The organism is Pedobacter roseus (assembly GCF_014395225.1).
Lineage (GTDB): Bacteria > Bacteroidota > Bacteroidia > Sphingobacteriales > Sphingobacteriaceae > Pedobacter > Pedobacter roseus.
Genome location: NZ_CP060723.1, coordinates 868,994 through 893,449, shown reverse-complemented (window position 1 = coordinate 893,449; position 24,456 = coordinate 868,994). Strand labels below are relative to the sequence as shown.

Here is a 24,456-nt window from a genome sequence, read left to right as displayed (position 1 = left end):
AATAGAACTATTATATTCTTCACTGCGTTCAGCATGACAAGAACCATCAACTGAGAACCGCCAACTGAAAACTGTTTAAAAGTGCTCCTGGCTCACCAAATCACTCACTTCATATCCTTTCTGCCTGCACCTTTCTATAATATGCACCAGTAAATCGGCTTCCATTTTAGGTTCGCGGGCCATAATAAAGAGGTATTTTTCATCAGGATGCCCAACCACCACATAACTATAATCATCCGCCAGCTCTATAATCCAGTAACCGATTTTAAAAGGCCACAAAAACTGAGCTTTCATATCACCATCGGCTTTTTCATCATCAAAAAACAGTTTAGAGGTAATCGATTTTTCTTCAGGTTTTCCATCCTTATGGTAGGTAGTGTACACATCAAAGTGATCATCGTCCGCCAAAGTATAAGTCTCGGTAGTTTGCTTCCAATGTTTATCCATTAAGGTGGGTATAGAATATAATGAATACCATTTACCCTCAAAGGCTTTATAATCGATATTCGAGATCGGCTTGTTTTCCATTACAATAGGTTTTAATCAATAACCAACAGATCAGAAATAAAGTTTTAATTATAATAAACCAAGGTTTGCCTGCCACCATCAATTGTTTGCTGTACAGTGTTATATATTACACCGGGCGTAGTAAAAGAGCTATCCTTCAGCTAACGCATACAAAGCGCACAGGACAGAACCATAATTGCAATTATGCGCTGTCAATCGAATTTCCTGGTTTTTGAAACAAACCGCAGTTGTTTTCCATAAAGACGATCTACATCGGCATAAAACCTGAATTTCCATTCCTTGCCATATCGTTGTACCAAAATATCTTCGGTTTTACGGTTATTAATCTCTACACTATCTCTAAACGTATCAGAAACCATACATCCGGCTACCGTTTTAAATTTAAAACCATATTGCTTAGCGATAACCATTTCGGCCTCTTGTCTTTCGAAATCAGGCAGCCCATATACAAGCATAATAAGTTCGTGATGATGATCTGTCACCTCTTTCTTTTTCGGGTTTTACAACCAGGTATATAAAAAATCAACGATATTAAAAAAAGCACTCTCATAAACGGGATTTTATACAAGATGCGGGATGTTTTTATTTCCATAAATATAATTGAGTTTTGAAAAGCATTTTTAAACCTTATATTTATTTCTACCTTCGATGGATATTTAACGAAACGCAAACCATTAAAAATATAATATATGAAAGTAACGGTTGTTGGCGCAGGCGCAGTTGGTGCCACTTGTGCAGATAATATTGCCCGCAAAGAATTGGCGAACGAACTTGTTTTATTGGATATTAAAGAAGGTTTTGCCGAAGGTAAAGCAATCGACATGATGCAAACGGCTACCCTTTTGGGCTTCGATACCAAAATTACAGGGGTAACTGCCGATTACAGCAAAACCGCTGGTTCGGATGTAGTGGTTATTACTTCGGGTTTGCCGCGTAAACCGGGGATGACCCGCGAAGAACTGATCGGTATTAATGCAGGTATTGTTAAAGGCGTTGCCGAAAATATTTTAAAATTCTCTCCGGAGGCGATATTCATTGTGATCAGTAACCCGATGGATACCATGACCTATCTCGCTTTAAAATCACTGGGCTTACCCAAAAACCGCATTATCGGTATGGGCGGAACCTTAGATAGCTCACGTTTCAAATTTTATTTATCACAAGCTTTAAACTGCAACCCGAACGATTTACAGGGTTTTGTAATTGGCGGTCATGGCGATACTACCATGATTCCGTTAACCCGTTTAGCTACTTATCAAAGTTTACCGGTAAGCAATTTACTGGATAAAGCTACCCTTGATAAAGTTGCTGCAGATACCATGGTGGGTGGTGCAACTTTAACCGGATTGATCGGAACATCTGCCTGGTACGCACCAGGAGCAGCCGGAGCAGCATTGGTTGAAGCCATATTACGTGATGAGAAAAAACTATTTACCTGCTGCGTTTCGCTTGAAGGCGAGTACGGACAGGAAGATATATGTTTAGGTGTTCCTGTAATTATTGGCCGCAGCGGCTGGGAAAAAATCATCGATTTTAAATTAACCGATGAGGAGCAGGCAGCATTTAACAAAAGCGCCGATGCAGTGAGGAACATGAACAGCGTACTGGCAGAAATGAAACTGGTTTAACATCATTCTGAAAATTAGCTTTTAGCGAAAACAATAAATTACAAGAATAGCCTTCCTCGATTCGTCATTCCCAACTCGATTGGGAATCTTAAAGCCTATTGCATTAAGATTCCCGCGTGCGTGGGAATGACGATTGTCCTTTTACATTCATCTATTTATGATGATCTATAAGCAGCTTCTTACCTAAGCATGAAAGCACACAAAAAATAATGAGATCAATTTCAATCCCGCTTAAACTGATAAATTTACAGGACGACGGCTTCCACCTTTTGCTGGAGGTTGTTGTTTTTAAAGAAAAACATCTTGTTGTGCTGGATACCGGTGCATCGCGGAGTGTGTTCGATAAATCTTTAATTGAGCAGCACCTTTCCGAAACACTGCAGGTATCAGACGAGATTAACGCGGCCACCCTTTTTACCACCACAACCACCATCCAGGCCACTATACCTGAAGTAAAAATTGGCTCTTTAAAAATCAAGGCATACGAAACGGTAGCTTTCGATCTTCAATCGGTTAGCGATACTTACCAACAGTTTGGTCATCCGCCCATTATGGGCATTATTGGTGGTGATATTTTAATGCAGTATAAAGCTGTGATCAATTACGATAAAATGGTTTTAAGGCTTTATAAGTAACTAATGATAAAAAACGACATCATTAACAGGACCGACATTATCTTTTTAGTGGATACGTTTTACAAAAATGTTGCGCTTAACCAAACCATCGGCCCGATATTTACCGAGGTTGCCAAAATAGACTGGGCGCACCACCTGCCAAAGATGTACGATTTTTGGGAAAGCATCCTTTTTGGCAAAGCCACATACAAAGGCAACCCGATGCTGGTCCATTTTGCATTGAATGATAAAACATCTCTACAAACCGCAGAATTTGAAACCTGGAAAACGATCTTCTTTAATAATGTTGATGATCTTTTTGAAGGCGAAAATGCAGATATGATTAAACAAAAAGCGCAGTCAATTGCCGATTTGATGCATTTTAAAATCAATTCTCCGCAGCCGAAAATTAAAATCGTTTAAGAAAATTTTACTTTGATTTACCCTGGTTTCTTTATAAATTTAAGTAACCAAACTTAAATCAATTATGAAATTCCTGAAAATCTTTGTTGGCATCATTGTCGTTTTGGCAATAATCATTATTGTAGGTAGTTTTTTGTTGCCCAAAAGCTACTCTGTTAATCGGACAATAACGATTAATGCTCCAGATAGCGTAATCTATAAAAACATTGCCGATTATAATGAATTTTATAAATGGAATGCGTGGTCTAAATTGGACCCACAAGCTAAGGTAACCATTACAGGAAATATTGCTCAACCTGGCCACCTATACCAATGGAATGGAGAAAAAAGTGGCAACGGACAAATGAAAATCAATACGGTTGAAATCAATAAAATGGTTGATATGGAATTGAAATTCATCAAACCTATGGAAAGTGTTGCAGATACCCGTTTCGATATTGAAAAAGAAACTAATGGAAATAAAGTAATATGGACCATGAGTGGTGAAAGTAAAGGAATAATAAATAAATGGTTTTGTTTATTTATGGACAAAATGATCGGAAAAGATTTTGAAGATGGATTGAAGTCTTTAAAGGAAAAATCGGAGAAAGGGGTTTAGAAATTTTAGCCTCAGTTTATAAAGGATTGTCAATCTGAGCGGAGTCAAAGACTTATGAGCCAAATACCTTTTATTTTTTAGCCACGGATTTACGAAAAACACGGCGTATTTTTAAAGAAATATTTATCATGCTGAGCGGATCCCTGGTAAATCTATAGTCCGAAAGACGGCTGTCCGAAGTCTGTGGTTTAAGTGCAGAAAATATTATGTATCTCCGATGCGGGCGTCATTTCGAGCGGACCCGATAGCTATCGGATGCAACACAGTCGGTATGACATCCACTCTATAAACTTTACGTCCCCTTTGCCTTTCCTCTATTACCTCTGTGGTTAAAAACATAATCTGCCTCTCAAAGAGAGGCTTTTTTTTGCTTCAATTGATGGTCAATCAAACAATTATGTCGGCTTTGGGTTAAAAAAGTATTAAAAGTCGCCTAACCATCAATTAAGATTTTGTAATTCGCTATTTTTTAGATTACTTGCTGACAAATGAATTTATTACTTGTAGAAGATGAACCGAGTGTGGTTTCCGTAATTTCGAGGGGTCTGAGCGATGAGGGCTTTACCGTGAGTATTGCTCCTGATGGCTTGATCGGAAAACAGATGGCTATGGAAAATCAGTTCGACCTGATTATCCTCGACATCATGCTACCCGGAATAAATGGATTGGAACTTTGCAAAATCATTAAAGAGCAGAAACCCAATACCCCCATTATCATGCTTACGGCATTGGGTACAACCGAAAATGTAGTTAACGGACTGGATAATGGCGCTGATGATTATTTGATTAAACCTTTTAAATTCGCCGAACTTTTTGCACGTATCAGAATGTTGTTAAGGCGTTATCATGGCGTGGTTTCTCAGGATCAGATCATTACCATAGCCGATCTTCAGATCAATTTAAGTGCTAAAACCGTAAAAAGGAACCAGCAGGAAATTATCCTAACCGCAACAGAATACCGCCTGCTCGAATACATGGCCAAAAACAAGTCAAAAATTTTATCGCGGATTGATATTCTTGAAAATGTTTGGGACATCGATTTTAACCTGGGCACTAATGTGGTTGATGTGTATGTAAATTACCTCCGCAAAAAAATAGATAAAAATGCAGATCAGAAACTCATTCATACTGCGGTAGGTTTAGGTTATATCTTGAAGGAAAAATAGATGAAGATCGCCAAAAAAATCACTTTACTTTTTGCCATTTTATCGGCTGTGATCATTTCATTGTTAAGTGGTTTTGTTTGGTATTTCTCCAATGAGTTTGCTTTTGAAGATTTTTACAAACGTTTAGAGGCCAGGGTTAACATTGCAGCACAGATTAAACTCTACGAAGATGGCAACAATAGCGCTTATGCAAAATTGCGTAACCAATATCTTGAACGCCTACCCTCTGAAAAGGAATATATTGTGCTTGCCGGCGAGGCCACTACCAAGGTAGACCCAGAATTGCCGGCCAGCTTTTACAACCGCATAAAGGCTGGATATATGGCCCGTTACAGGGTAGAAAATCATTTCTATGCCGGAAAGTTTTTTAAAAGTTCCGATACCGGCTATATTGTTGTGGTTTCTGCCAATGATCCTTTTGGCTTCCGCGAGTTAAAAGACCTGCAAAGAATCCTCATTATCGGTTTTTTCCTTTCTGTTATCCTGTCATTTGTTGTAGGCTGGAAATTCTCCAACTATATGTTAATGCCGCTCCGGAACATCATTAAAAGTGTAAAAAGGATCAAAGCAGAGAATCTACACCTTCGATTGGATGTTAAAAACGGAAACGATGAGATGTCGCAACTGGCCCAAACCTTTAACAACATGCTTAACCGATTAGAAACGGCTTTCGAAACACAGAATAATTTCATCAGCAATGCTTCCCACGAGCTGAGAACACCATTAACCATTATTAGTGGTGAAGTAGAACTGGCGATGAAAACCATCAATGATCAGCAGAAACAAGAGAAGGCTTTATCAAAAATTAAAGACGAGGCCGAAAGACTCGAACATATTTTAACCAGCTTATTGGGATTGGCTCAATCGGGCTTTAACGGTAAAAACCAACCATGGGAAGAAGTTCGGATGGATGAACTGTTGTGGGAGATTAAAGATTCTGTTAATCAGGTGCACCCCAACAGCAAAATTGAGATCGATTTTAGCAAACTTCCTGACAATGAAGAATTGCTTTCGTTAAGGGTGAATAAAAATCTGATCAAACTGGCCATTACCAATATTGTAAGCAATGCCTGTAAATATTCAAACGAAAACCTGGTAAGCATCAGTATAGAAAGTAATGCCAACATGCTTTCTATCGCCGTAACCGACCGCGGAATCGGGATCCCACAAACCGATATCCAGCACATATTCGAGCCTTTTTACCGGGCATCAAACACCAACGATTTTAAGGGCTACGGTGTTGGTTTACCTTTATCTTTAAATATCATCCGCCTGCACCGCGGTAGTATAGCCATTAAATCGCAGGAAGGGGTTGGTACAGAGATTAAAGTTTTGTTGCCAACGATGGGTTGATTGGGTCATTAGTCATTAGTTCAATAGTCATTTGTTATTGGTTATTGGAATATCGTGCAAAGTGTTAATCGGTTAAATATTTAAACTTGTAACTGTAGATCAATCCCAGCAATATAACAATTCATCAATCAAGCAATCGAAACTATGCTTTCAACTTCCGCACAAATGAACTAATGGCTAATTAACCAATGAACTACCCAACTATTCTAAAAAGGAGTACACTCTAATCTCATTCTAATCTCGCTCTTATTTCGCTGTAATAACATCGCGCTAAACTTGTATAAATAATAGTTCAGTTCATTTAAACAAGATATAGCCATGAAAACAGTATTAATACCAACCGATTTTAAATTAGAAAGCATTAAAATCATCGATGCGCTTGTTCAGCACCAATCAAATGAAACCTTAAACATCATTTTTGTACACGCATTTAAATTATCAGATTCTATTACAGATATGTTAATGCTTAGTCGCCGCAGCCGCGATTACGAAAATGTTAGCGACGAATTTTACCAGGAGTTAAATAAAGCTAAGGCAAAATACCCTGGCCAGATCAATAATATATGCATTGAATATTTTTACGGAAGTACAGTAGCTGCTTTCAAAAATTTTATCGAAGCATTTGATGTATCCGGCATAGCCTACTTAAAAGCCTATTCCTTTACACCGATCAACAAATACAGTATCGATCCTAAATTCTTAACAGAACGGGCAGGTTGCGAAGTGATCCTGTTAAATACCTTAACAGTACACAGCAAAGAAAACCTGATCGACACAAAAATACAGGAGGCGCAATTGCAGGAAGCAAACGCTTAATTATTACACCTATAAAAATTTAATATCATGCTGTTACGAAATAATATTCCGCTCACTTATATATTCGGAAAGATCAAAAAAGAACTCCTATTTGTGATAGGTTATTCAGTAGGTATTGTGGTGTTATATGAGAATTTTCATGTTACCCGCATTTCAATACCTGTGGCGGTGCCAGCATTATTGGGAACCATTATCTCCCTTTTACTGGCCTTTCGTTCTAATCAGGCATACGATAGATGGTGGGAGGCGAGGATTCTTTGGGGCGCCATAGTTAACGATTCGAGAACCCTCTCCCGCCAGATATTGTCGTTCGTTGAAAACCCTTATGGATTGGATGAAATTGAGGAATTTAAAGCCCGTTTTATCAAACGACAGATTGCCTGGTGTTATGCCTTGAGTCAATCGCTTAGGGGTTTTAATGCCCGAAAAGGCCTTGAAGAATACCTTCACCCGGATGAAATCGCTTTTATCAAAAAACGTAAAAATGTAACCGCCACCATTTTAGAGTTACATGCAATGGATCTGAAAAAGGCGTTACAGGAAGGTTGGATCAATAAATACCAACAGATAGAAATTGATAAAACCATTACAGGTTTATGTAACCACATGGGTGGATCGGAAAGGATTAAAAACACCGTTTTCCCGGTTACATACAGCAAATACATCAACATGTCTATCCACTTGTTTATTGTATTGTTACCTTTTGGCCTGATCGAATATTTTGGCTACATGGAAGTACCTCTGGTGGTAGCCATTGCGGCATTCTTTTTACTGGTTGAAAAAATGGCCGTTCATCTTCAGGATCCGTTCGAAAACAAGCCTACAGATACGCCAACCACGACCATCTGCAGAACCATTGAACGGGATCTTTGCCAAATGCTCAATGACAATAAAATATATGAAGACAAGCCACAAACAGAACTGGCTCCGGTTGGGTCTTATTACATTTTGTAATAGCCCCTCTTCAAGATAAATCTCATTAATTTGAGGTGGTTAGTTAATGCCATTAGCTTTCTTTTTGGATAAAGAGAATCTGTGGACCAATAGTGTATAAATAAGACAAAAGCCATTCAAGTTCGAATGGCTTTGTTTTTACTGTGAGGTAAGATATTACTATCTGACTGTTATAAAAATAATCCGATGTTTATTTGTGTCAGTTGGGAACAACTAATACCACAGATATCTTACACTACATGTCAAGATGGAAATATCTTAAATAATAGGAATTAACCATATAGTAATTTATACTTGTCCTTTAATGATTTTGTTTCGCGTATACTTACCTTTGCTGTCTTGATAGCAGCATTAAAATAGAGCACGAATAGAATGATAGAAAGTGATAAAACTAATTGCTGTACACTAATAGAAGAAATGGTATACTCGGCTGGCACTTCGTTCATGGCAAAATTGGTCAGAAGTAAAATGTATCCTAAAAAAGGCAGAAAAGAAGTTCCAGAGTCAAAAGACACAAACTTCTTATAAACAGCGGGCTTAATGCTAGAAAATGTCGAAATTCCAAATACACAGAGCAGACCAATAACAAAAAATATATAAAAAATATTTGCTGTAATTAACTCTTGCATTTTGTAAATAGCAAATATTGAGAAACAAAGCACTAACACATATTTATATCCGAAAGCTGAGAAAAAAAATCTCCAAAATAAACGGCTGTATTTTGCGCGAATCGAATTGGTTATTCCATCTGCAAAGGCGCTGAATCCCATTACACCAAATGATTGATGCGTTTCAATTACCGCATCTTCAAACTTAAGCTCTCGATCTGCTTCCATTTTTTCTTCAACCGATGATGCCACATGGTCTAAAATCTCCAATTGAACATCAATATAATTAAAGCCTTTTTGCTGAATAAAAGACCTGATGTAGCTAAGTTGTTCTTTTGTTAAATTCATGTATATGCAATAATTATTTTAATTTAGTGTAAGATGGAAACATCTTAAACCGCTAGTACCTTATACCACAAGTTTATACTTATCCATTATATGCTTACTCTCTCTCATTCCAACCTTGGCCGTTTTAAGTGCAGCAATAAAATAAATAACAAATAAAGTGATCAGTACCGATACAATAAGAAAACTTCTGTTTAATGAGAAAATTTTTACTGCTGTAACGCTTTTATTAATCGCCATATTGGTAATAACTAAAAATGGGCCTAAAAACATTAAAAAGGAAACGGATGATTTATATGACATGTATTTTTTATAAATGGAATCCTTAAGATTATAAAGGAGTAAAAGCCCGACAACACCGAACATCCCAACAAGATATATCGTATAAAAATCATCATTGTTTACTATCTCCTGCAGTTTATAAACAATAAATCCTAGAAATAAAACCAGTATGATGTATTTGTAACCAAAATAGTTACGAAAGTTTTGCCAGAAAAATTTACTGTATTTTTTCTTTAATCCATCAACCACCGATTTTTGAATAACAGCAAAACCATCCGTTCCAAAAGCTTCGTGGGTTTCGGTTATCGCATCTTCAAAATTAAGATTTTGATCAGCATCCATTTTTTCTTCAACAGATGATGCCACATGGTCTAAAATCTCCATTTGAACATCAATATACTTAAAGCCTTTTTGCTGAATAAAAGACCTTATCTGTTCGAGTTGCTCTTTAATTAAATTCATACTTAAGCGATGAGTATTTTAATTTTTTGGTTGTAAAATTTCCTGAATGACCTTACATACATACTGGAGAAAAAGTATAAAGTAAGCAGTACGATTACTTTAGCACGCTGACTTAAACTAATTAAACTGTCATCACTAATAAACCAGTTAAAAACAAAGATTCCAATAAACAAACCAAACGTAGATAAAATGCCTAATGAATTGTCTAAAATCGAATATTTTTTACTTCTTGTTCTGCGGATCAATATTTGGCTGTACATATAAATGGTTACCAGGATAAAACAAGAAAATACAGCAATCATCATCGGTTTAGTATTAAAAGATGAGTTTGTACTACTCCAATAAATACATAAGCAAAGCATTAGATTTGCGAAATTACCTAATAAACCGGGCCATTTAAATGAATTTATAAGCTCCTCTAGAAAAAGTCTTGTGTATTTTTTATTAATTTGCTGCTGATAAAGTTGCTCTTGTTTTTTAATTTCATTAAAACTTCCAAAATCAGCATTAACGATCTCAGCAACAAGCTCAATACTGTAAGCCTCATCTTTATCTTCGAGTGCATTTACAATATGATCGTAAACCTCATTATAAGTTTCCCTGTATTGAGCCGCATCAAAAATATAATCCTTAATTTCCTGATGCTGTTGGGCTGTTAGTACCATTAAATTGCAGGTTTTAGGTTTAATAATAACTGCAACTGGGCAATAAAATCTTTGGCTTCCTGCAATTTATTTACTACTTCTTTCTCTCCATCTTTTGATAAGGAGTAATATTTTCTCACCCTGTTTTCTACCACTTCTGTCGTCGTTTCCAATAAACCCTCAGCTTCTAATTTATGTAATGCCGGATATAATGCACCCTCTTTTAACATTAGCTCGCCCTGGGTAATGGATTTCACTTTTTGAGTAATTTCATAGCCATACATTTTCTCATTTTCTGATAAAAGATTTAAGATAATGGTTTGTAATGTCCCTTTAAATAATTCATTATTTACTGCCATGAAGCAAATGTATAAAAAATTATATACATAATAAAATTATGTATATAAAATTTAAAGCTAATAATCTGAAAAACAAAAAACCCTCTTCAAGATTTTTAACTTGAAGAGGGTTATATATTCAGCTCTAGCCTATAAGCTTTCAGCTCAACTATGCATCTATCTTCGCATATTTTGCATTACGCTCAATAAATTCTCTACGTGGAGCAACTTCATCGCCCATTAACATTGAGAAAGTATGATCACACTCTGCAGCACTTTCGATAGTGGCCTGCAATAAAGTACGTGTTGCCGGGTTCAAAGTAGTTTCCCACAATTGTTCAGCATTCATCTCACCTAAACCTTTATAACGCTGGATATGTACACTATCTTCTTTACCTGCACCTTTTAAACGTTGTACAGCCGCATCGCGTTGCACATCATTCCAGCAATATTCGAATTCTTTACCTTTTTTAACCTGATAAAGTGGTGGCGAAGCAATATAAACATAACCTGCTTCGATTAATGCCCTCATGTAACGGTAGAAGAAGGTTAAAATCAACGTGGTAATGTGTGAACCGTCGATATCCGCATCCGTCATGATTACAATCTTGTGGTAACGCAGTTTAGTCATGTTTAACGCTTTGTTATCCTCTGGCGTACCAATACTTACCCCAATAGCCGTGAACATATTTTTGATCTCGTCGTTCTCGTAAATTTTGTGCTCCATCGCCTTCTCTACGTTCAGAATCTTACCTTTTAATGGTAAAATAGCCTGAATATTACGATCGCGACCTTGTTTAGCAGTACCACCTGCCGAGTCACCCTCTACCAGGTAAATCTCACATCTTTCCGGATCACTGTCTGAGCAATCGGCCAGTTTACCAGGTAAACCTGAACCGCCCATTACGCTCTTACGCTGTACCATTTCGCGGGCTTTACGGGCCGCTGCACGCGCTGTAGCTGCCAAGATTACCTTATTGATAATCATTTTGGCCTCCTTAGGGTTTTCTTCCAGGTAATTACCCAAAGCTTCACCTACTGCAATATCAACCGATCCCATTACCTCACTGTTACCCAGTTTAGTTTTGGTTTGCCCTTCAAATTGAGGCTCCTGTACTTTTACCGAAACTACGGCAGTTAAACCTTCCCTGAAATCATCACCGGTAATTTCCATTTTTACGTTCTTTAACAAACCTTCCTTATCGGCATAGTTTTTTAAAGTACGGGTTAATCCTCTACGGAAACCGGCAATGTGTGTACCACCCTCGTGAGTATTAATGTTATTTACATAAGAGTGCACATTTTCAGAATAACTATCGTTATACTGGAAAGCCAGCTCAACCGGAACACCATTTTTAATCCCTTCGATATAAATCGGCTCTGCCAAAATCGAAGTACGGGTATCATCTAAAAAGGCAACAAATTCTTTTAAACCACCTTCTGAATGGAAAGTTTCTGAAAAATAAGAACCGTCATCCAGTTTCTCACGCTCATCAGTTAACGTTAATTTAATCCCTTTATTTAAGAAAGATAACTCGCGCAAACGGCCGGCTAAAGTATCATATTTGTATTCGGTAGTTTGGGTAAAAATGGTATCATCCGGAGTGAATGTTACAATCGTACCACGTTTATCAGTAGTTCCAACTTCTTTAACATCATACTGTGGAACGCCAATTTTATACTCCTGCATCCAGATCTTACCTTCGCGGTGCACTTCTGCTTTTAAATCGGTAGATAATGCGTTAACGCAACTTACCCCTACACCATGCAAACCACCCGAAACCTTGTAAGTATCTTTATCAAATTTACCACCGGCGTGTAAAACCGTCATAACGATTTCAAGCGCCGATTTATTTTCTTTCGTGTTGATCCCGGTTGGAATACCACGTCCGTTATCTTCAACCCTGATCGAGTTACCTTCTAAAATACGAACGTCGATGGTATCTGCATGACCGGCCAAAGCCTCATCAATAGAGTTATCTACAACCTCGTAAACCAAATGGTGTAAACCTTTAACACCAGTATCACCTATATACATTGAAGGGCGCTTACGCACCGCTTCTAAACCTTCTAAAACCTGTATATTATCTGCCGAATAATTTGACTTTAAATCCTGTTCTTCGCTCATATTTTAATTAAAAACAATAAGTATCAAAAATACGGAAATTTTGGCATTTAAACTAATATGTGGATAAATTTTGAGCTGTTAAGAGATTGATGCAAAAGCCTCTCCCATTGGATTAAAAGGGGTTTGAAAAGCAAAACCTATGTTCCAATTCAGGTCTCCTCCCGCTTTCTGTTACTCCCGACTTTTCGTCGGGATTCATTTTGGATTTAATTGGCCGAAATAATGGTGAATATGAATGGATTATTCACCAAACGTTCGTCCGGAACGAAAAAACATTACATTTTTTTCTACCTGGGATACGTCCCATACGGGACGTATTTTTTATAAAACTAACAATTGTCCGTTGGGTAATTGCGTAGTGTCATTATGATAAGGTTTTTAACCACAGATGCACACAGATAAACACAGATTTTTAAATCTGTATACATCCTTTTTATCTCCCGAAAGATCTGGACAAGTTGTGATTAAATTACCTCCCCCGATATCGTCCTGTAGGGACGATTCTTAGGTAGCCAATTGTTAAATTGGTGTTTTCGTTCCGGAGGAACGTTTGGTGTTATAAAATTTGCTATTGCAGCCCTGCAACCCCAAATAGTAGCCCTGGCCATGCCACCTAAACCCGATGGAAGCGGGCATGAAATAAAGCGGACAGCGGGACGAACAGCCGTTTGAAATACAGGCTTTGCTTTTCAAATCACCTGTATCAGATTGAGCGGCTAACGCTAGGCGCTTAGCGTTGAGTAAATTAAAGGCTTTACGTAATTCGCCTAACGCAAAAGCACCATTGTATCGCGATACGCCTTTCTTTAAATTGCATATCAAAACTAATTTATATAAGTTTGCTAAAATTTATTAAACAATAATGGAAAGAAGAACCTTTAAAACCTTTGGTTTACTTGCAACAGCAACTTTAATAACTGCTTTCTCTGCATGCCAGAACAAAGACACTAAAACTACTGAAACTAAAAAAACAGAGACTACTGCAGCAGTTTCTCCAACTGAGAAAATTGTGTATGTAAACTCAGATTCGTTACTTACGAAATATGAATACTTTAAAGATCTTAAAGTGAAATTTGAAGGAAAGACCAAAAATGCACAGGCAGATATGCAGGCTAAAGGTCAGGCTTTTCAAAGAGAGGTTGCTCAGTACCAACAATCGGCTTCTACTTTATCTGCCGATCAACGTAAAAGTACTGAAGAGCGTTTAGCGCGTAAACAACAAGAATTACAAACTTATCAACAAAATGCAGGTGGCGCTTTACAAAATGAGCAGGCTACCGAAAACGAAAAATTGTATGATAAAGTTGCTCAATATTTAAAAGGTTATGCCAAAGAAAAAGGTTATAAAATGGTTTTAACTTACTCGAAAGGTAATAGCACTATTTTATTTGCTGATGAGAGTTTAGATGTAACATCTGAAGTAATTAAAGGCTTAAACGCTGAGTACAGCAAAAAATAAGCTAAAAAGATATTTAAACCAGAATGCCCCGCATAAATCGGGGCATTTTTTTTGTGCTGTTATTTTAGAATTTTAACAACAGAGGGATTAATTAGGATATAAATGGAGAATCAACATCAGGAATATATGCAGATGGCAATAGACCTATCTGTACAGAATGTAAGTGAAAGTATTGGTGGACCTTTTGGCGCTGTGGTGGTGAAAGATGGCAAATTGATTGCTAAATCGGCCAATAAAGTAACATCAACCAACGATCCAACTGCACATGCGGAAGTTTCGGCTATCAGGCTGGCCTGCACGGAACTGAATACATTCGATTTAAGCGGCTGTGTAATTTACACCAGTTGCGAGCCCTGCCCCATGTGCCTGGGTGCAATTTACTGGGCAAAAATTGACACCATTTATTATGCAAATACCAAGGTGGATGCCGAAAATATTGGTTTTAGCGATAAGTTTATTTATGAAGAGTTAGATAAACCGATGGAAAAAAGGAGCCTTCCGGTAATACAACTGATGCGGGATGAGGCTTTGTCGGCTTTTAAATTATGGGAAACTTCGGCAATGCGGGTAGATTATTAAACGAAAAAAGGTGCCGATAATTCAGCACCTTTTGTTGTTAAATTGAGGCGTTTATTTACTCGATTCTTTAGGAGCCAACAAACTGATCATCGAATCTATTTCTTTCACCACACCATCATCAGAGCCTGAGAAACCAACGGCTTTAAACCTGATATTTCCATCTCCATCGATTACAAATTTGGTAGGGATTCCATCCACTTTATAAGCACTTACCACATCAAATTTGGAGGGGTCTTTTGCATTTTTAGTATCGTAAAGCACGTTAAAATTATATTTCTTTTCGGCAATAAAATCGGTAACTACTTTTTCTCTATTTTCTTCATTTTGCCAGGTATTTACAAACAGGAATACCACATTTGGGTTAGCAGAATATTTTGCCATGGCTTTCTGCATACCCGGAAAAGAAGCTACACAAGGGCCGCACCAGGTTGCCCAATAATCTAAAATCACAATCTTTCCTTTTAAGCTGGCTAAACTTACTTTTTCGCCTTTAAGATTGGTTAAAGAAAACGCAGGTGCAGGGATACTGATCATTTTTTTGGTCCATTCTGCCCTTTCTTTCTCCAATGCTGCTTTTTCTAAGTTGGCGATATAGGTTTCGTAAGTCCCCTCTTTCTTTAAAGTGCTATAAAGTCTTTTAAAATCAGCTTTTAAAGAATCGGTGGCTTTACCGTCTTTGATTAATTTTTCTGCCTCTGTATAAGCTTTATCATTTTGCCCATCTTTAATCAGGTAGGTAACGTAACGGGTAGAAACATCGGGCGGAACACTTGCATACATACGTATGGCTTTCTCCTGTGTGGCCAATGCTTCTTTAAATTTACCCTGGTGATAAAGCAATAAAGCATAAGTATCAGCATACATGCCATAAGCACCATCTAAATATTTGAGGTAATCTTCTTTGCTTGTGTAATATTTTGGCATCTCATCATTTCTTGATGCTTCTATAAGCGCTAATGATTGCTTCGAAAGTTGCGCAGCCAAATCTACATTTTCTTTTTTCTCGGCAGCTGGCCAGGCAAAACTATTGTTGTATAGGCTTGCTCTTGTCATTTTATCGGTTACTTTCCCTGCATAAAGCTGAAATTTATCCAGATCCTTAGCCTTTACTGCACTATTTGCCAAAATGCCAAAAACAGCATTCAGCTTGCTAACATCAACTTTTTTGCTTTGATCGAGTTTAAATCTTGCGATTAATTCTTCGGCTTTTTGTACTTGTGCAGCAAAATCTTTTGTACCGTAAAGGGCATTCATCCCATCATTCCAGGCATAATTTCCGGTTGGATATTTTTTAAGCACAATGGCTTTAACCGAATCGGCCTGTGTTTTTTTCTTTAACAATGAATACAGCCCAATAACAGTACTCAAATCTTCTTCTTTAGGTTCTTTTAATTTAAATAAGGCCGAAATATTCTCGTTAATGAGCTTTGCTCCTTTATCTTTATCTGCTTTATACTCGAGCGAAAGGTATTGTTGCAGGTTTTTCTTTTTAAGTTCAGGCTTTAAGGCAAATGCCTGTTTATATAAAGTAACTGCTTTTTCAGGATCGATGGTAAGCCCGAGATAATAATTTCCGGCCAATCCGTATAAAAAAGCTTCGTTTAGATAGGCTTCAGCAGGTACTTTTCCACCTTTGGTAAATTCAAGCACGTAACCCGCAGGCGCTTCATCTTTCTGATCGCCGACCGAAAAAGCAAGTCCAACCACAGTAACGCTATCTGGAGTAGAAATTTCCCCTTTATAAATTGCCCCTTCTTTAACCAGCTCAATTTTGGTGTTTTTTGGATTGGTTTTCGAAAAAAAAGTATAACCCGTACATTTTACATCGGCCAGGTTTTCCAGATTGGTTCCTTTTGGATCGTAGGTAAATTTAACGGTACTTCCTGCCGCAGGTTGATCAGCAGAAAACTTTACCCCTTGAGCATTTGCCGCTCCCGCAGCCAACACCAGTAAACAGAACAATTTTAAGGTTTTCATAATGAAAGGATTAAGTTTTAATTAGGTAAACTAAATATATAGTTTATTTATCTTTTTTCATAGTTATTTTGTGTTAAATTTTAAGGAATAATTATTGTAGGATAATAAACATGACCTACGAACAAAAAATAAACAGTGAACTGGATTTCTGGAAATTTAAAATCTTACAAAAACCTTCGCTTTTGAGTAAGGTGACGGATAAAGTGCAGAAAAAAATAAACAGCTATATTCCAGATAAAGTTCATAATGCCATTACCACTGCGATTAAACAAATGGTGAAGGCTGTTCTTTTTGGTTCTACCTTTACCACGTCGAAACCCATTACCGATTTAACCTTATTACACCGTGAAGCATTGGTGAAGCAAAAAATTGATAATTACAAAAAAACAGGCGCTGCAGAAGGTGGAATTACCGGAGCGGGTGGTTTTTTAATGAGCCTGGCAGATTTCCCTTTATTGTTGGGTATTAAAATGAAGATGCTTTTTGATATTGCCGCGGTGTACGGATACGATGTGAAAGATTACCGCGAACGTTTATACATTTTACACGTTTTTCAACTGGCCTTTTCAAGCAAGGAAGAAAGTCAGAATGTGTTTATTAAAATGCAGAACTGGGATGATAAAGCTCACCAATTACCAACCAACATTGATGAATTCGATTGGCTTACCTTTCAACAGCAATACCGTGATTATATCGATTTGGCTAAACTAGCCCAGATGTTGCCTTTTGTTGGCGCAGCGGTAGGAGCGGTTGCCAATTATAAGTTGATCGAAAAACTTGGTAAGACTGCCATGATGAGTTATAGAATGAGACATTTTAGTCTTCAGTCTATAGTCTTGAGTCATGAGTCGACCAGCGATTTGCGACTTGAGAAAGGGAATTGAGTATTTTAGTTTTGAGTCTATAGTCATAAGTAGAACAGACTACCGACTTTGGACTCAAGACTTTGGACTAACAACTATTCCTCTTCAAACATTCCCCCAATCAGGTCATCCGTTTCGCGTCTGTCCTTCTTAGTCGGACGTCCGGTTCCCCTATCACGTTTTAAGCTTGGCGCGTGGAACATCGATTTAAAGGCATGGGTTTCTTCAACAGGTGTTAAATCCTTAAATTTTGTTAAGGCGGTAGGCGAATCGGTTCTGTTATACGAAAGTTCTACCACTTCAATGATTTTCTTCTCGATCCCTTTCGATACCTGATAAACATCGCCAACTTTTACAATGGCTGAAGGTTTAATATTCTGCCCTTTAAGTTTCACCCTTCCGGCTTTACAGGCATCCGTAGCAAGGCTCCGGGTTTTAAACAACCTGATCGCCCATAAATATTTATCTATCCTAAGTTTTTCTGTCTCTGTCATAAAGGTTCAAAAGTAAAGAATTGTTAAATTGTTTTATTGCTTTATTGTTAAATCATTCTCATCATTTTAAACCCGTTAAGGCCAGCAACCTGAACAATCGAACAATTCAACAATCTTTTGCATTAACCCAACTATAAAACAATTTAAACAATTAGCCCTTTAATAAACAAAAATTGATTTATTTTGCGTAAAATTTAAAAACATCATGTATTCAGATTTAAAGAAATTAATTGAAGCCGCCTGGGAAGACAGAACCCTTTTACAATATAGCAACTATTGCGAAGCCATCGAAACCGTAATTCAGGGTTTAGATAAAGGCGAAATCCGCGTTGCTGAACCAGTTTTAAACTCCTGGGGCATTAATGAATGGGTAAAAAAGGCGGTAATTTTATATTTCCCGATCCGTGAGATGAAGGAAATTAAAAGCGGTCCTTTTGTTTATCACGATAAAATGGAATTAAAAACTGACTATAAAGCAACTGGTGTACGTGTTGTGCCTATGGCAAGCGCACGTTACGGTTCGTTTTTAGCTAAAGGTGTAATCATGATGCCATCGTACGTAAATATCGGTGCCTACGTTGATGAAGGTACTATGGTTGATACCTGGGCTACCGTTGGTTCTTGCGCACAGATTGGTAAACGCGTTCACTTAAGTGGTGGTGTGGGTATTGGTGGTGTTTTAGAGCCTGTACAAGCTGCGCCGGTAATTATCGAAGATGATTGCTTTTTGGGTTCAAGAGCGATAGTTGTAGAGGGTGTTAAATTAGAGAAAGAAGTTGTTTTAGGTGCTAATGTGGTATTAACTGCATCAACTAAAATTATCGATGTTACTGGCCCAACCCCGGTAGAATATAAAGGTATTGTTCCGGCACGTTCGGTAGTAATTCCTGGCAGTTACACTAAAAAATTCCCTGCCGGCGAATTTCAGGTGCCTTGTGCATTAATTATCGGAAAACGTAAAGAAAGTACAGATAAGAAAACTTCACTTAACGACGCGTTGAGAGAAAATAATGTAGCCGTATAAAATTTGTTGAAAGGTTGGAATGTTCAAATATTGCAACATTCCAACCTGCAACTTTACAACAATGAAAATAGGATACGATGGCAAACGTGCCGCTAATAATTTAACCGGGTTGGGCAATTACAGCCGGTCTTTAATTGAGCATCTGGCAAACCAGTATCCCGAACACGAATACCTTGTTTATGCTCCAAAAGTAAAATCGGCCAAACAGATCGATGCCTTTCTTGAAAAAGAAAATATCAAACTTAAACTCCCTAAAAACGGCCCTTTTTTATGGAGAACTTTAAATATCCTTAAAGATTTAAATCAGGATGGTTGCCAGATTTTTCATGGGCTAAGTCACGAAATTCCATTAGCCATACAGCATACCAGGATTAAATCAATCGTTACCATACACGATCTGATTTTCCTTCGTTTTCCTCAATACTATAAATTCATCGACCGGAAATTATACGGGTGGAAAAGCAAATCGGCCTGTAAACGTGCCAATAAAATTATCGCCATCAGCGAGAAAACAAAAGAAGACATTATTGATTTATACTGGATCAGTGCTGAAAAAATTGAGGTGATTTACCAAAGTTGTGATGATAGTTTTAAAACCCCATTCGCTGCAGCAACATTAAGCCGCATAAAAGCAACCTATAAACTCCCTGAAAAATACATCCTGAATGTTGGCACCATTGAAGAGCGTAAGAATCTTAAATTAGCTGTACAGGCTTTAAAAGAGGTTAGCGAAGATTACAAACTCGTAGTGATAGGCAAACAAACGGCTTACTTTAAAACTGTAGAGAAAGAAATTGAAAAACTTGGTCTTAAGAACAGGATTATATTCTTAAAAAACATTCCTTTTTCCGATTTGCCAGGCATTTACCAATTAGCCAGTGTGTTTGTATATCCATCATTTTACGAAGGTTTTGGCATTCCCATCATTGAAGCTTTGTATTCAGAAGTTCCTGTAGTTGCGGCAACGGGTTCGTGCTTAGAGGAAGCCGGCGGACCAGATAGCTTATATGTTTCGCCAAATGATGCGAGCGGACTTGCAAAAGCCATTAATCAAATTCTGGAAAATCCTCAGCTGCAAGAAGAGATGAAGGAAAAAGGATTGGAATTTGTTCAAAAATTTAACAGTTCTCTTGTTACACAGCAGTTAATGGATTGCTATTTAACACTTTAATAAGTTATCTTTTATTCGCGTTCATCTCCTCTGAATGTGTAATTTACTCAGTTCGATTTATAGGAATTTAGTTTTTATATTTGAAAAGCAAGGTTGGTGCTGGTATTAATGTTAGTCCTGCCAATGCTGCAAGTCCTCATCCGATGAAGGATCGGATTGCGGGCTTTCCGCGAATGTCAGGTTTAGATTGGGGCAGACTGTAGCAATAATTAAGAAATAAAGCTAAAAAAGCAACAAAAGAGAAAGGGCCGGAATTTATTTAAAATTCAACGGCCCTCTTGTTATCTTAATTTAATATTTACAACTTATTTAGCAGCAGTAACATTTGGTGGATATTGCGCCAATATTTCTTTTACGCCGGTGTACAAACGTTGTTCTCTTTTATTAAAGTTATCGAGGTTAAAACCTGATCCCTGTCCGTGCCAGAATAAAATCTTTTTAGCCGGATCAAGAAAATCGATGATAATGGTACCATCAATATACTGGTTTACGTACGTTCCGCCGCCGCCCCAGCCACCTCGCCAGCCACCCCAGCCCCAACCCCAGCCACCATAGTAACCTGGGCCATAAACATCAGTTTTTTCTCTGGCAACCACAACTAAATTTACCAATAAATCAGGTTTGGCTGATTTGGTAAATCCTTTTGCATTCATTTCTGCTTCTACGGCAGCCAATAACCTGCGTTTATCAAGATTGTTCAGTTTAACCCGCTCAATACCTTTATCGTAAAAATTGTAAGTTTTGTAACCGCTTAAATCGACATTTTTATCATAATCTGATGCGGTGCGGAGTGTTGTACATCCTGCTAATGCCAATACCACTGTAAAAAGCATTAATAATTTTTGTGCTGTTCTCATTTTGTGCGTTGTTGTATAAATAACCTGACATAAATATAACGATTTTGGGAACCAAATGGCAAATCATTTAACATTTTTTACAATCAGATTGTTATCTGTAAAACGATTTCTATTTGATTATGTTTTGACGTTATATCACTCAGACTAAATATTTTACAATTGGATTAAATGTAAAAATCAATAAATTGGCGGATATTCCGACAAGATCTGTTTTACTGCCAGATTTATCCTTTCTTCCCTATTTTCATAATCATCAAAATTAAAGCCCGATCCTATTCCGTGCCACATAATGGCTTTGGTTTCGGGATTCAAAAAATCAATGATAATGGTACCAGACTGATATTGCTTGCTGCTGTTAAGCGGTCCAAACTGTGAATCTCTCCACTGGTACGAAGATGAAGCTGCATCCCATTGATAACCGCCTCCGCTATAACCCCAATCGGCCCTCGCTTTAATGCTACTCAAAACCGCTACATTGACTAAAAAATCTGGTCGGCCAGCTTTAGTAAAGCCTTTTTTGGCCATGGCAGTTTCAAGGGCATTTAACATCCTGGGCTTGTCGAGGTTGTTTAATTCCAAATGTTCAATTCCTTTTTCGTAGTAAGCATAGGATTTTAACTTAGAAAAATCGATTTTTTTGTCGTAATCTGATGCCGTAAGCACAGTAATACAACTGGTAAATGCCATTACAATAGTAAACAGCATACCCCATTTAAGTGTGTGTTTCATTTTATGTTTTATTTAATAACCTATTACTAAAATACTAGTTTATTATATTAAAACACATCAGTTGAGATAAATAAAAGATAAAGAATATGTTACGATTGTAAAAATTCCTTTATCCTTATTTATGAGTTTCAAATAGAAATATCTGACAGGGTAGGAAATAAACACTAAGATTATTTAACTTCCTCTTAATAAATTAACTTTGCAAAATGCTAAGAGACGAGATTAACAAAGCTTTTGAGGTATTAAAATCTGGTGGGGTGATCCTCTATCCTACAGATACCATTTGGGGAATAGGCTGCGATGCCACCAATCCTGAAGCCGTAGATAAAGTGCTTAAAATAAAAAACCGTCCGGCCGAAAAGAGCTTAATTGTTTTATTGGATGTAGACAGCAAACTGCAAAGTTATGTTGCCGAAATACCTGATGTGGCTTACGATCTGATCGAATATGCAGAAAACCCACTGACCATCATTTTTTCGGATGCCAAAAACCTGGCCCAAAATGTAATCAATGCAGATGGCAGTGTGGGCATCAGGATTGTTAAACACGATTTTTGCACTCCTTTAATTCAGCGTTTCCGGAAACCTATCGTATCAACCTCTGCAAATTTAAGCGGACAGCCTTCGCCAAAATTCTTTGATGATATTGATCCGGCTATTCTTGATGCAGTTGATTACGTAGTAGATTTTGAGCAGGAAAACCGAACCAGCAGAAAACCATCAACCATTATGAAACTTTCTCCAGGCGGGCAGTTTGAGTTTATCCGCAGATAAACCCCAACCCCTTGATGGGCTTTTAATTCCAGGCAGTCTTTACCGACCAAATGTTTTGCTTAATTTTGAACAATTGAATTACCCTTATATATGCAGTCTGATTTAAACGAAGGGAACCCCAAGTCCCCTTCAGGGGATTTAGGAGTTCACCTACAAAACCCTGTATTTAAAACCTTATCCACCATAGCAGATAAGAACAATACCGAAGCTTATGTAATCGGCGGCTTTGTGCGCGATTTATTTTTAAACCGCCCTCAAAAGATATTGATGTGGTGGTAGTAGGTAGCGGAATCGAATATGCGGAAGCTGTAGGCAGAAAATTAGGGACAAAAGTGGCTGTATTTAAAAACTTTGGTACGGCAAACATCAAATATCAGGATTTAGAGGTCGAGTTTGTAGGCGCCAGAAAAGAATCATACCGGTCAGATTCGCGCAAACCCATTGTTGAAGATGGCAGTTTAGAAGACGACCAGCTCCGCAGGGATTTTACCATTAATGCATTGGCGATCAATTTAAATGCAGCGCATTTTGGCGAACTTTTGGATCCTTTTGATGGCGTTAAAGATTTAGAAAATAAACTGATCCGTACCCCGCTCGATCCGGAAATTACTTTTTCGGATGATCCATTGCGCATGATGCGGGCCATCCGTTTTGCTTCACAGCTTAATTTCGATATTGATCCGGCAGCACTTCATGCTATTAAAACACAAAAACAACGCATCAGTATTGTATCAAAAGAACGTGTTACCGATGAGATGAATAAAATCATCTTATCTAAAAAACCATCGGTGGGTTTTAAACATCTTTTTGATACGGGCTTATTGCATTTAATTTTCCCTCAAATGGCACAGCTTTATGGTGTGGAGATCATTAAGGGAAAAGGCCATAAAGATAATTTCTACCATACTTTAGAGGTACTGGATAATATTTGTGCAGATACCGATGATTTATGGTTACGCTGGGCAGCCATTTTACACGATATTGCCAAACCGGCAACCAAACGATTTGAAGAAGGACACGGCTGGACCTTCCACGGACATGAAGACCGTGGTGCCCGCATGGTGCCCAAAATCTTTGCACAATTAAAGCTTCCTTTAAATGAAAAAATGAAATATGTGCAAAAACTGGTACAGCTTCATCTTCGTCCAATTGTGCTGGCCCAGGAAATTGTAACAGATTCTGCAGTGAGGCGGTTACTTTTTGATGCAGGCGAAGAAATTGAAAGCCTGATGTTACTTTGCAATGCCGATGTAACCACAAAAAACGAATACAAAAAAACAAAATACAGAAACAATTTTGAGCTGGTAAAGCAAAAGCTCAAGGATGTGGAAGAACGCGATAAAATCAGAAACTGGCAGCCCCCTATCTCTGGTAACGATATTATGGAGACTTTTGGACTTGAAGCGGGGAAAGAAGTCGGCATGATTAAAAATGCTATCCGCGAGGCTATACTAGAAGGTGAAATCACAAACGATTATCAGGAAGCATTTAATTTTATGCTCAATCAGGCAAAACAAATGGGATTAAATCCTGTTAATAAATAATTTAATTGCCCTAACTACAAAATTAACGTGCCTTTTATGGTGCATGATGTTTGTGGTAATTATAAATTAACTTTATTTTTACGGTTCCAAAATACAATA

25 protein-coding genes and 1 pseudogene are annotated in these 24,456 nt (G+C 37.7%); 15 read left to right on the top strand and 11 right to left on the bottom strand.

All coding sequences use genetic code 11. The features are described from left to right. Positions 1-75: 75 nt before the first annotated feature. Both H9L23_RS04005 and H9L23_RS04000 read right to left on the bottom strand, forming a co-directional pair. A complete protein-coding gene (locus tag H9L23_RS04005) occupies positions 76-528 on the bottom strand; it encodes a lipocalin family protein (RefSeq protein ID WP_187593765.1) in 453 nt (150 codons plus the stop codon). Between the two features lie 191 nt (positions 529-719). Continuing rightward, the gene (locus tag H9L23_RS04000) at positions 720-1,010 is read right to left on the bottom strand and encodes an FEKKY domain-containing protein (protein ID WP_187593764.1); all 291 of its coding nucleotides are present in this window, start codon (positions 1,008-1,010) and stop codon (positions 720-722) included. Positions 1,011-1,217: 207 nt separating this feature from the next. Between H9L23_RS04000 and mdh the strand changes: the two genes are divergently transcribed. From mdh to H9L23_RS03960, 8 genes are all read left to right on the top strand, one after another. Next, the gene (gene mdh / locus H9L23_RS03995) at positions 1,218-2,156 is read left to right on the top strand and encodes a malate dehydrogenase (RefSeq protein WP_187593763.1); all 939 of its coding nucleotides are present in this window, start codon (positions 1,218-1,220) and stop codon (positions 2,154-2,156) included. 209 nt (positions 2,157-2,365) lie between these two features. Continuing rightward, on the top strand, positions 2,366-2,791 hold the full coding sequence (locus tag H9L23_RS03990; RefSeq protein ID WP_187593762.1) for an aspartyl protease family protein: 426 nt from the start codon (positions 2,366-2,368) through the stop codon (positions 2,789-2,791). Positions 2,792-2,794: 3 nt separating this feature from the next. Beyond that, a complete protein-coding gene (locus tag H9L23_RS03985; RefSeq protein ID WP_246474842.1) occupies positions 2,795-3,193 on the top strand; it encodes a group III truncated hemoglobin in 399 nt (132 codons plus the stop codon). A gap of 64 nt (positions 3,194-3,257) precedes the next feature. Continuing rightward, complete coding sequence (locus H9L23_RS03980; protein ID WP_187593761.1) at positions 3,258-3,791, top strand: SRPBCC family protein; 534 nt, start codon at positions 3,258-3,260, stop codon at positions 3,789-3,791. 488 nt (positions 3,792-4,279) lie between these two features. After that, positions 4,280-4,957, top strand: coding sequence for a response regulator transcription factor (locus H9L23_RS03975; protein WP_187593760.1), 678 nt, complete (start codon positions 4,280-4,282; stop codon positions 4,955-4,957). Further along, positions 4,958-6,310, top strand: a complete 1,353-nt coding sequence (locus H9L23_RS03970; RefSeq protein WP_187593759.1) for a sensor histidine kinase — start codon at positions 4,958-4,960, stop codon at positions 6,308-6,310. It abuts the gene before it with no gap. 318 nt (positions 6,311-6,628) lie between these two features. Next, complete coding sequence (locus H9L23_RS03965; RefSeq protein ID WP_187593758.1) at positions 6,629-7,126, top strand: hypothetical protein; 498 nt, start codon at positions 6,629-6,631, stop codon at positions 7,124-7,126. A gap of 27 nt (positions 7,127-7,153) precedes the next feature. Then, positions 7,154-8,080, top strand: coding sequence for a bestrophin family protein (locus H9L23_RS03960; RefSeq protein ID WP_187593757.1), 927 nt, complete (start codon positions 7,154-7,156; stop codon positions 8,078-8,080). Between the two features lie 272 nt (positions 8,081-8,352). Here H9L23_RS03960 and H9L23_RS03955 read toward each other — a convergent pair whose 3' ends face one another. The 5 genes from H9L23_RS03955 to gyrB all read right to left on the bottom strand — a co-directional run bounded on the left by H9L23_RS03955 (position 8,353) and on the right by gyrB (position 12,887). Further along, on the bottom strand, positions 8,353-9,036 hold the full coding sequence (locus H9L23_RS03955; RefSeq protein ID WP_187593756.1) for a hypothetical protein: 684 nt from the start codon (positions 9,034-9,036) through the stop codon (positions 8,353-8,355). A gap of 60 nt (positions 9,037-9,096) precedes the next feature. Continuing rightward, positions 9,097-9,777 (bottom strand): hypothetical protein, encoded by a 681-nt coding sequence (locus H9L23_RS03950; protein ID WP_187593755.1) that lies wholly within the window; start codon positions 9,775-9,777, stop codon positions 9,097-9,099. Between the two features lie 2 nt (positions 9,778-9,779). Continuing rightward, the gene (locus H9L23_RS03945; protein ID WP_187593754.1) at positions 9,780-10,442 is read right to left on the bottom strand and encodes a hypothetical protein; all 663 of its coding nucleotides are present in this window, start codon (positions 10,440-10,442) and stop codon (positions 9,780-9,782) included. Next, a complete protein-coding gene (locus tag H9L23_RS03940; RefSeq protein ID WP_167293295.1) occupies positions 10,442-10,780 on the bottom strand; it encodes a PadR family transcriptional regulator in 339 nt (112 codons plus the stop codon). Before H9L23_RS03940 ends, H9L23_RS03945 begins: the two co-directional genes overlap by 1 nt. A gap of 148 nt (positions 10,781-10,928) precedes the next feature. Beyond that, the gene (gene gyrB, locus H9L23_RS03935; RefSeq protein ID WP_187593753.1) at positions 10,929-12,887 is read right to left on the bottom strand and encodes a DNA topoisomerase (ATP-hydrolyzing) subunit B; all 1,959 of its coding nucleotides are present in this window, start codon (positions 12,885-12,887) and stop codon (positions 10,929-10,931) included. Positions 12,888-13,749: 862 nt separating this feature from the next. Between gyrB and H9L23_RS03930 the strand changes: the two genes are divergently transcribed. Together H9L23_RS03930 and H9L23_RS03925 are read left to right on the top strand one after the other, a co-directional pair. Beyond that, a complete protein-coding gene (locus H9L23_RS03930) occupies positions 13,750-14,346 on the top strand; it encodes an OmpH family outer membrane protein (RefSeq protein WP_025143235.1) in 597 nt (198 codons plus the stop codon). Positions 14,347-14,448: 102 nt separating this feature from the next. Continuing rightward, complete coding sequence (locus H9L23_RS03925; RefSeq protein WP_187593752.1) at positions 14,449-14,925, top strand: nucleoside deaminase; 477 nt, start codon at positions 14,449-14,451, stop codon at positions 14,923-14,925. A 51-nt stretch (positions 14,926-14,976) separates the two neighbouring features. Here H9L23_RS03925 and H9L23_RS03920 read toward each other — a convergent pair whose 3' ends face one another. Next, complete coding sequence (locus H9L23_RS03920) at positions 14,977-16,902, bottom strand: redoxin domain-containing protein (RefSeq protein WP_187593751.1); 1,926 nt, start codon at positions 16,900-16,902, stop codon at positions 14,977-14,979. Between the two features lie 110 nt (positions 16,903-17,012). Here H9L23_RS03920 and H9L23_RS03915 point away from each other — a divergent pair, with 110 nt between their 5' ends. Further along, on the top strand, positions 17,013-17,786 hold the full coding sequence (locus H9L23_RS03915; protein WP_187593750.1) for an EcsC family protein: 774 nt from the start codon (positions 17,013-17,015) through the stop codon (positions 17,784-17,786). Between the two features lie 74 nt (positions 17,787-17,860). Here H9L23_RS03915 and H9L23_RS03910 read toward each other — a convergent pair whose 3' ends face one another. Continuing rightward, entirely contained in the window at positions 17,861-18,259 is a 399-nt protein-coding gene (locus H9L23_RS03910) for an RNA-binding S4 domain-containing protein (RefSeq protein ID WP_187593749.1), read from the bottom strand. A gap of 205 nt (positions 18,260-18,464) precedes the next feature. Between H9L23_RS03910 and H9L23_RS03905 the strand changes: the two genes are divergently transcribed. Continuing rightward, complete coding sequence (locus H9L23_RS03905) at positions 18,465-19,283, top strand: 2,3,4,5-tetrahydropyridine-2,6-dicarboxylate N-succinyltransferase (RefSeq protein ID WP_187593748.1); 819 nt, start codon at positions 18,465-18,467, stop codon at positions 19,281-19,283. Between the two features lie 61 nt (positions 19,284-19,344). Continuing rightward, complete coding sequence (locus H9L23_RS03900) at positions 19,345-20,454, top strand: glycosyltransferase family 4 protein (RefSeq protein WP_187593747.1); 1,110 nt, start codon at positions 19,345-19,347, stop codon at positions 20,452-20,454. A 305-nt stretch (positions 20,455-20,759) separates the two neighbouring features. Here the strand turns inward: H9L23_RS03900 and H9L23_RS03895 are convergent, their stop codons facing one another. Together H9L23_RS03895 and H9L23_RS03890 are read right to left on the bottom strand one after the other, a co-directional pair. Beyond that, a complete protein-coding gene (locus tag H9L23_RS03895; protein WP_187593746.1) occupies positions 20,760-21,311 on the bottom strand; it encodes a DUF4136 domain-containing protein in 552 nt (183 codons plus the stop codon). A 177-nt stretch (positions 21,312-21,488) separates the two neighbouring features. Then, positions 21,489-22,040 (bottom strand): DUF4136 domain-containing protein, encoded by a 552-nt coding sequence (locus tag H9L23_RS03890; protein WP_187593745.1) that lies wholly within the window; start codon positions 22,038-22,040, stop codon positions 21,489-21,491. Positions 22,041-22,246: 206 nt separating this feature from the next. Here H9L23_RS03890 and H9L23_RS03885 point away from each other — a divergent pair, with 206 nt between their 5' ends. Together H9L23_RS03885 and H9L23_RS03880 are read left to right on the top strand one after the other, a co-directional pair. After that, positions 22,247-22,813: an L-threonylcarbamoyladenylate synthase gene (locus tag H9L23_RS03885; protein WP_187593744.1), complete on the top strand. Its 567-nt coding sequence runs from the start codon at positions 22,247-22,249 to the stop codon at positions 22,811-22,813. Positions 22,814-22,903: 90 nt separating this feature from the next. Next, positions 22,904-24,357: pseudogene (locus H9L23_RS03880) on the top strand (CCA tRNA nucleotidyltransferase). Positions 24,358-24,456 lie beyond the last annotated feature (99 nt).

What these genes read in the sequence shown, in the direction of transcription:
- H9L23_RS03965 (WP_187593758.1), top strand. Translation starts at nt 6,629, where the DNA reads ATGAAAACAGTATTAATACCAACCGATTTTAAATTAGAAAGCATTAAA.
- H9L23_RS03950 (WP_187593755.1), bottom strand. Translation starts at nt 9,777, where the DNA reads ATGAATTTAATTAAAGAGCAACTCGAACAGATAAGGTCTTTTATTCAG.
- H9L23_RS03955 (WP_187593756.1), bottom strand. Translation starts at nt 9,036, where the DNA reads ATGAATTTAACAAAAGAACAACTTAGCTACATCAGGTCTTTTATTCAG.
- H9L23_RS03915 (WP_187593750.1), top strand. Translation starts at nt 17,013, where the DNA reads ATGACCTACGAACAAAAAATAAACAGTGAACTGGATTTCTGGAAATTT.
- H9L23_RS03910 (WP_187593749.1), bottom strand. Translation starts at nt 18,259, where the DNA reads ATGACAGAGACAGAAAAACTTAGGATAGATAAATATTTATGGGCGATC.
- H9L23_RS03985 (WP_246474842.1), top strand. Translation starts at nt 2,795, where the DNA reads ATGATAAAAAACGACATCATTAACAGGACCGACATTATCTTTTTAGTG.
- H9L23_RS03930 (WP_025143235.1), top strand. Translation starts at nt 13,750, where the DNA reads ATGGAAAGAAGAACCTTTAAAACCTTTGGTTTACTTGCAACAGCAACT.
- H9L23_RS03890 (WP_187593745.1), bottom strand. Translation starts at nt 22,040, where the DNA reads ATGAAACACACACTTAAATGGGGTATGCTGTTTACTATTGTAATGGCA.
- H9L23_RS03990 (WP_187593762.1), top strand. Translation starts at nt 2,366, where the DNA reads ATGAGATCAATTTCAATCCCGCTTAAACTGATAAATTTACAGGACGAC.
- H9L23_RS03980 (WP_187593761.1), top strand. Translation starts at nt 3,258, where the DNA reads ATGAAATTCCTGAAAATCTTTGTTGGCATCATTGTCGTTTTGGCAATA.
- H9L23_RS03905 (WP_187593748.1), top strand. Translation starts at nt 18,465, where the DNA reads ATGTATTCAGATTTAAAGAAATTAATTGAAGCCGCCTGGGAAGACAGA.
- H9L23_RS03960 (WP_187593757.1), top strand. Translation starts at nt 7,154, where the DNA reads ATGCTGTTACGAAATAATATTCCGCTCACTTATATATTCGGAAAGATC.
- mdh (WP_187593763.1), top strand. Translation starts at nt 1,218, where the DNA reads ATGAAAGTAACGGTTGTTGGCGCAGGCGCAGTTGGTGCCACTTGTGCA.
- H9L23_RS03900 (WP_187593747.1), top strand. Translation starts at nt 19,345, where the DNA reads ATGAAAATAGGATACGATGGCAAACGTGCCGCTAATAATTTAACCGGG.
- H9L23_RS03940 (WP_167293295.1), bottom strand. Translation starts at nt 10,780, where the DNA reads ATGGCAGTAAATAATGAATTATTTAAAGGGACATTACAAACCATTATC.
- H9L23_RS03920 (WP_187593751.1), bottom strand. Translation starts at nt 16,902, where the DNA reads ATGAAAACCTTAAAATTGTTCTGTTTACTGGTGTTGGCTGCGGGAGCG.
- H9L23_RS03970 (WP_187593759.1), top strand. Translation starts at nt 4,958, where the DNA reads ATGAAGATCGCCAAAAAAATCACTTTACTTTTTGCCATTTTATCGGCT.
- H9L23_RS03885 (WP_187593744.1), top strand. Translation starts at nt 22,247, where the DNA reads ATGCTAAGAGACGAGATTAACAAAGCTTTTGAGGTATTAAAATCTGGT.
- H9L23_RS03925 (WP_187593752.1), top strand. Translation starts at nt 14,449, where the DNA reads ATGGAGAATCAACATCAGGAATATATGCAGATGGCAATAGACCTATCT.
- H9L23_RS03975 (WP_187593760.1), top strand. Translation starts at nt 4,280, where the DNA reads ATGAATTTATTACTTGTAGAAGATGAACCGAGTGTGGTTTCCGTAATT.
- gyrB (WP_187593753.1), bottom strand. Translation starts at nt 12,887, where the DNA reads ATGAGCGAAGAACAGGATTTAAAGTCAAATTATTCGGCAGATAATATA.
- H9L23_RS03895 (WP_187593746.1), bottom strand. Translation starts at nt 21,311, where the DNA reads ATGAGAACAGCACAAAAATTATTAATGCTTTTTACAGTGGTATTGGCA.
- H9L23_RS04005 (WP_187593765.1), bottom strand. Translation starts at nt 528, where the DNA reads ATGGAAAACAAGCCGATCTCGAATATCGATTATAAAGCCTTTGAGGGT.
- H9L23_RS03945 (WP_187593754.1), bottom strand. Translation starts at nt 10,442, where the DNA reads ATGGTACTAACAGCCCAACAGCATCAGGAAATTAAGGATTATATTTTT.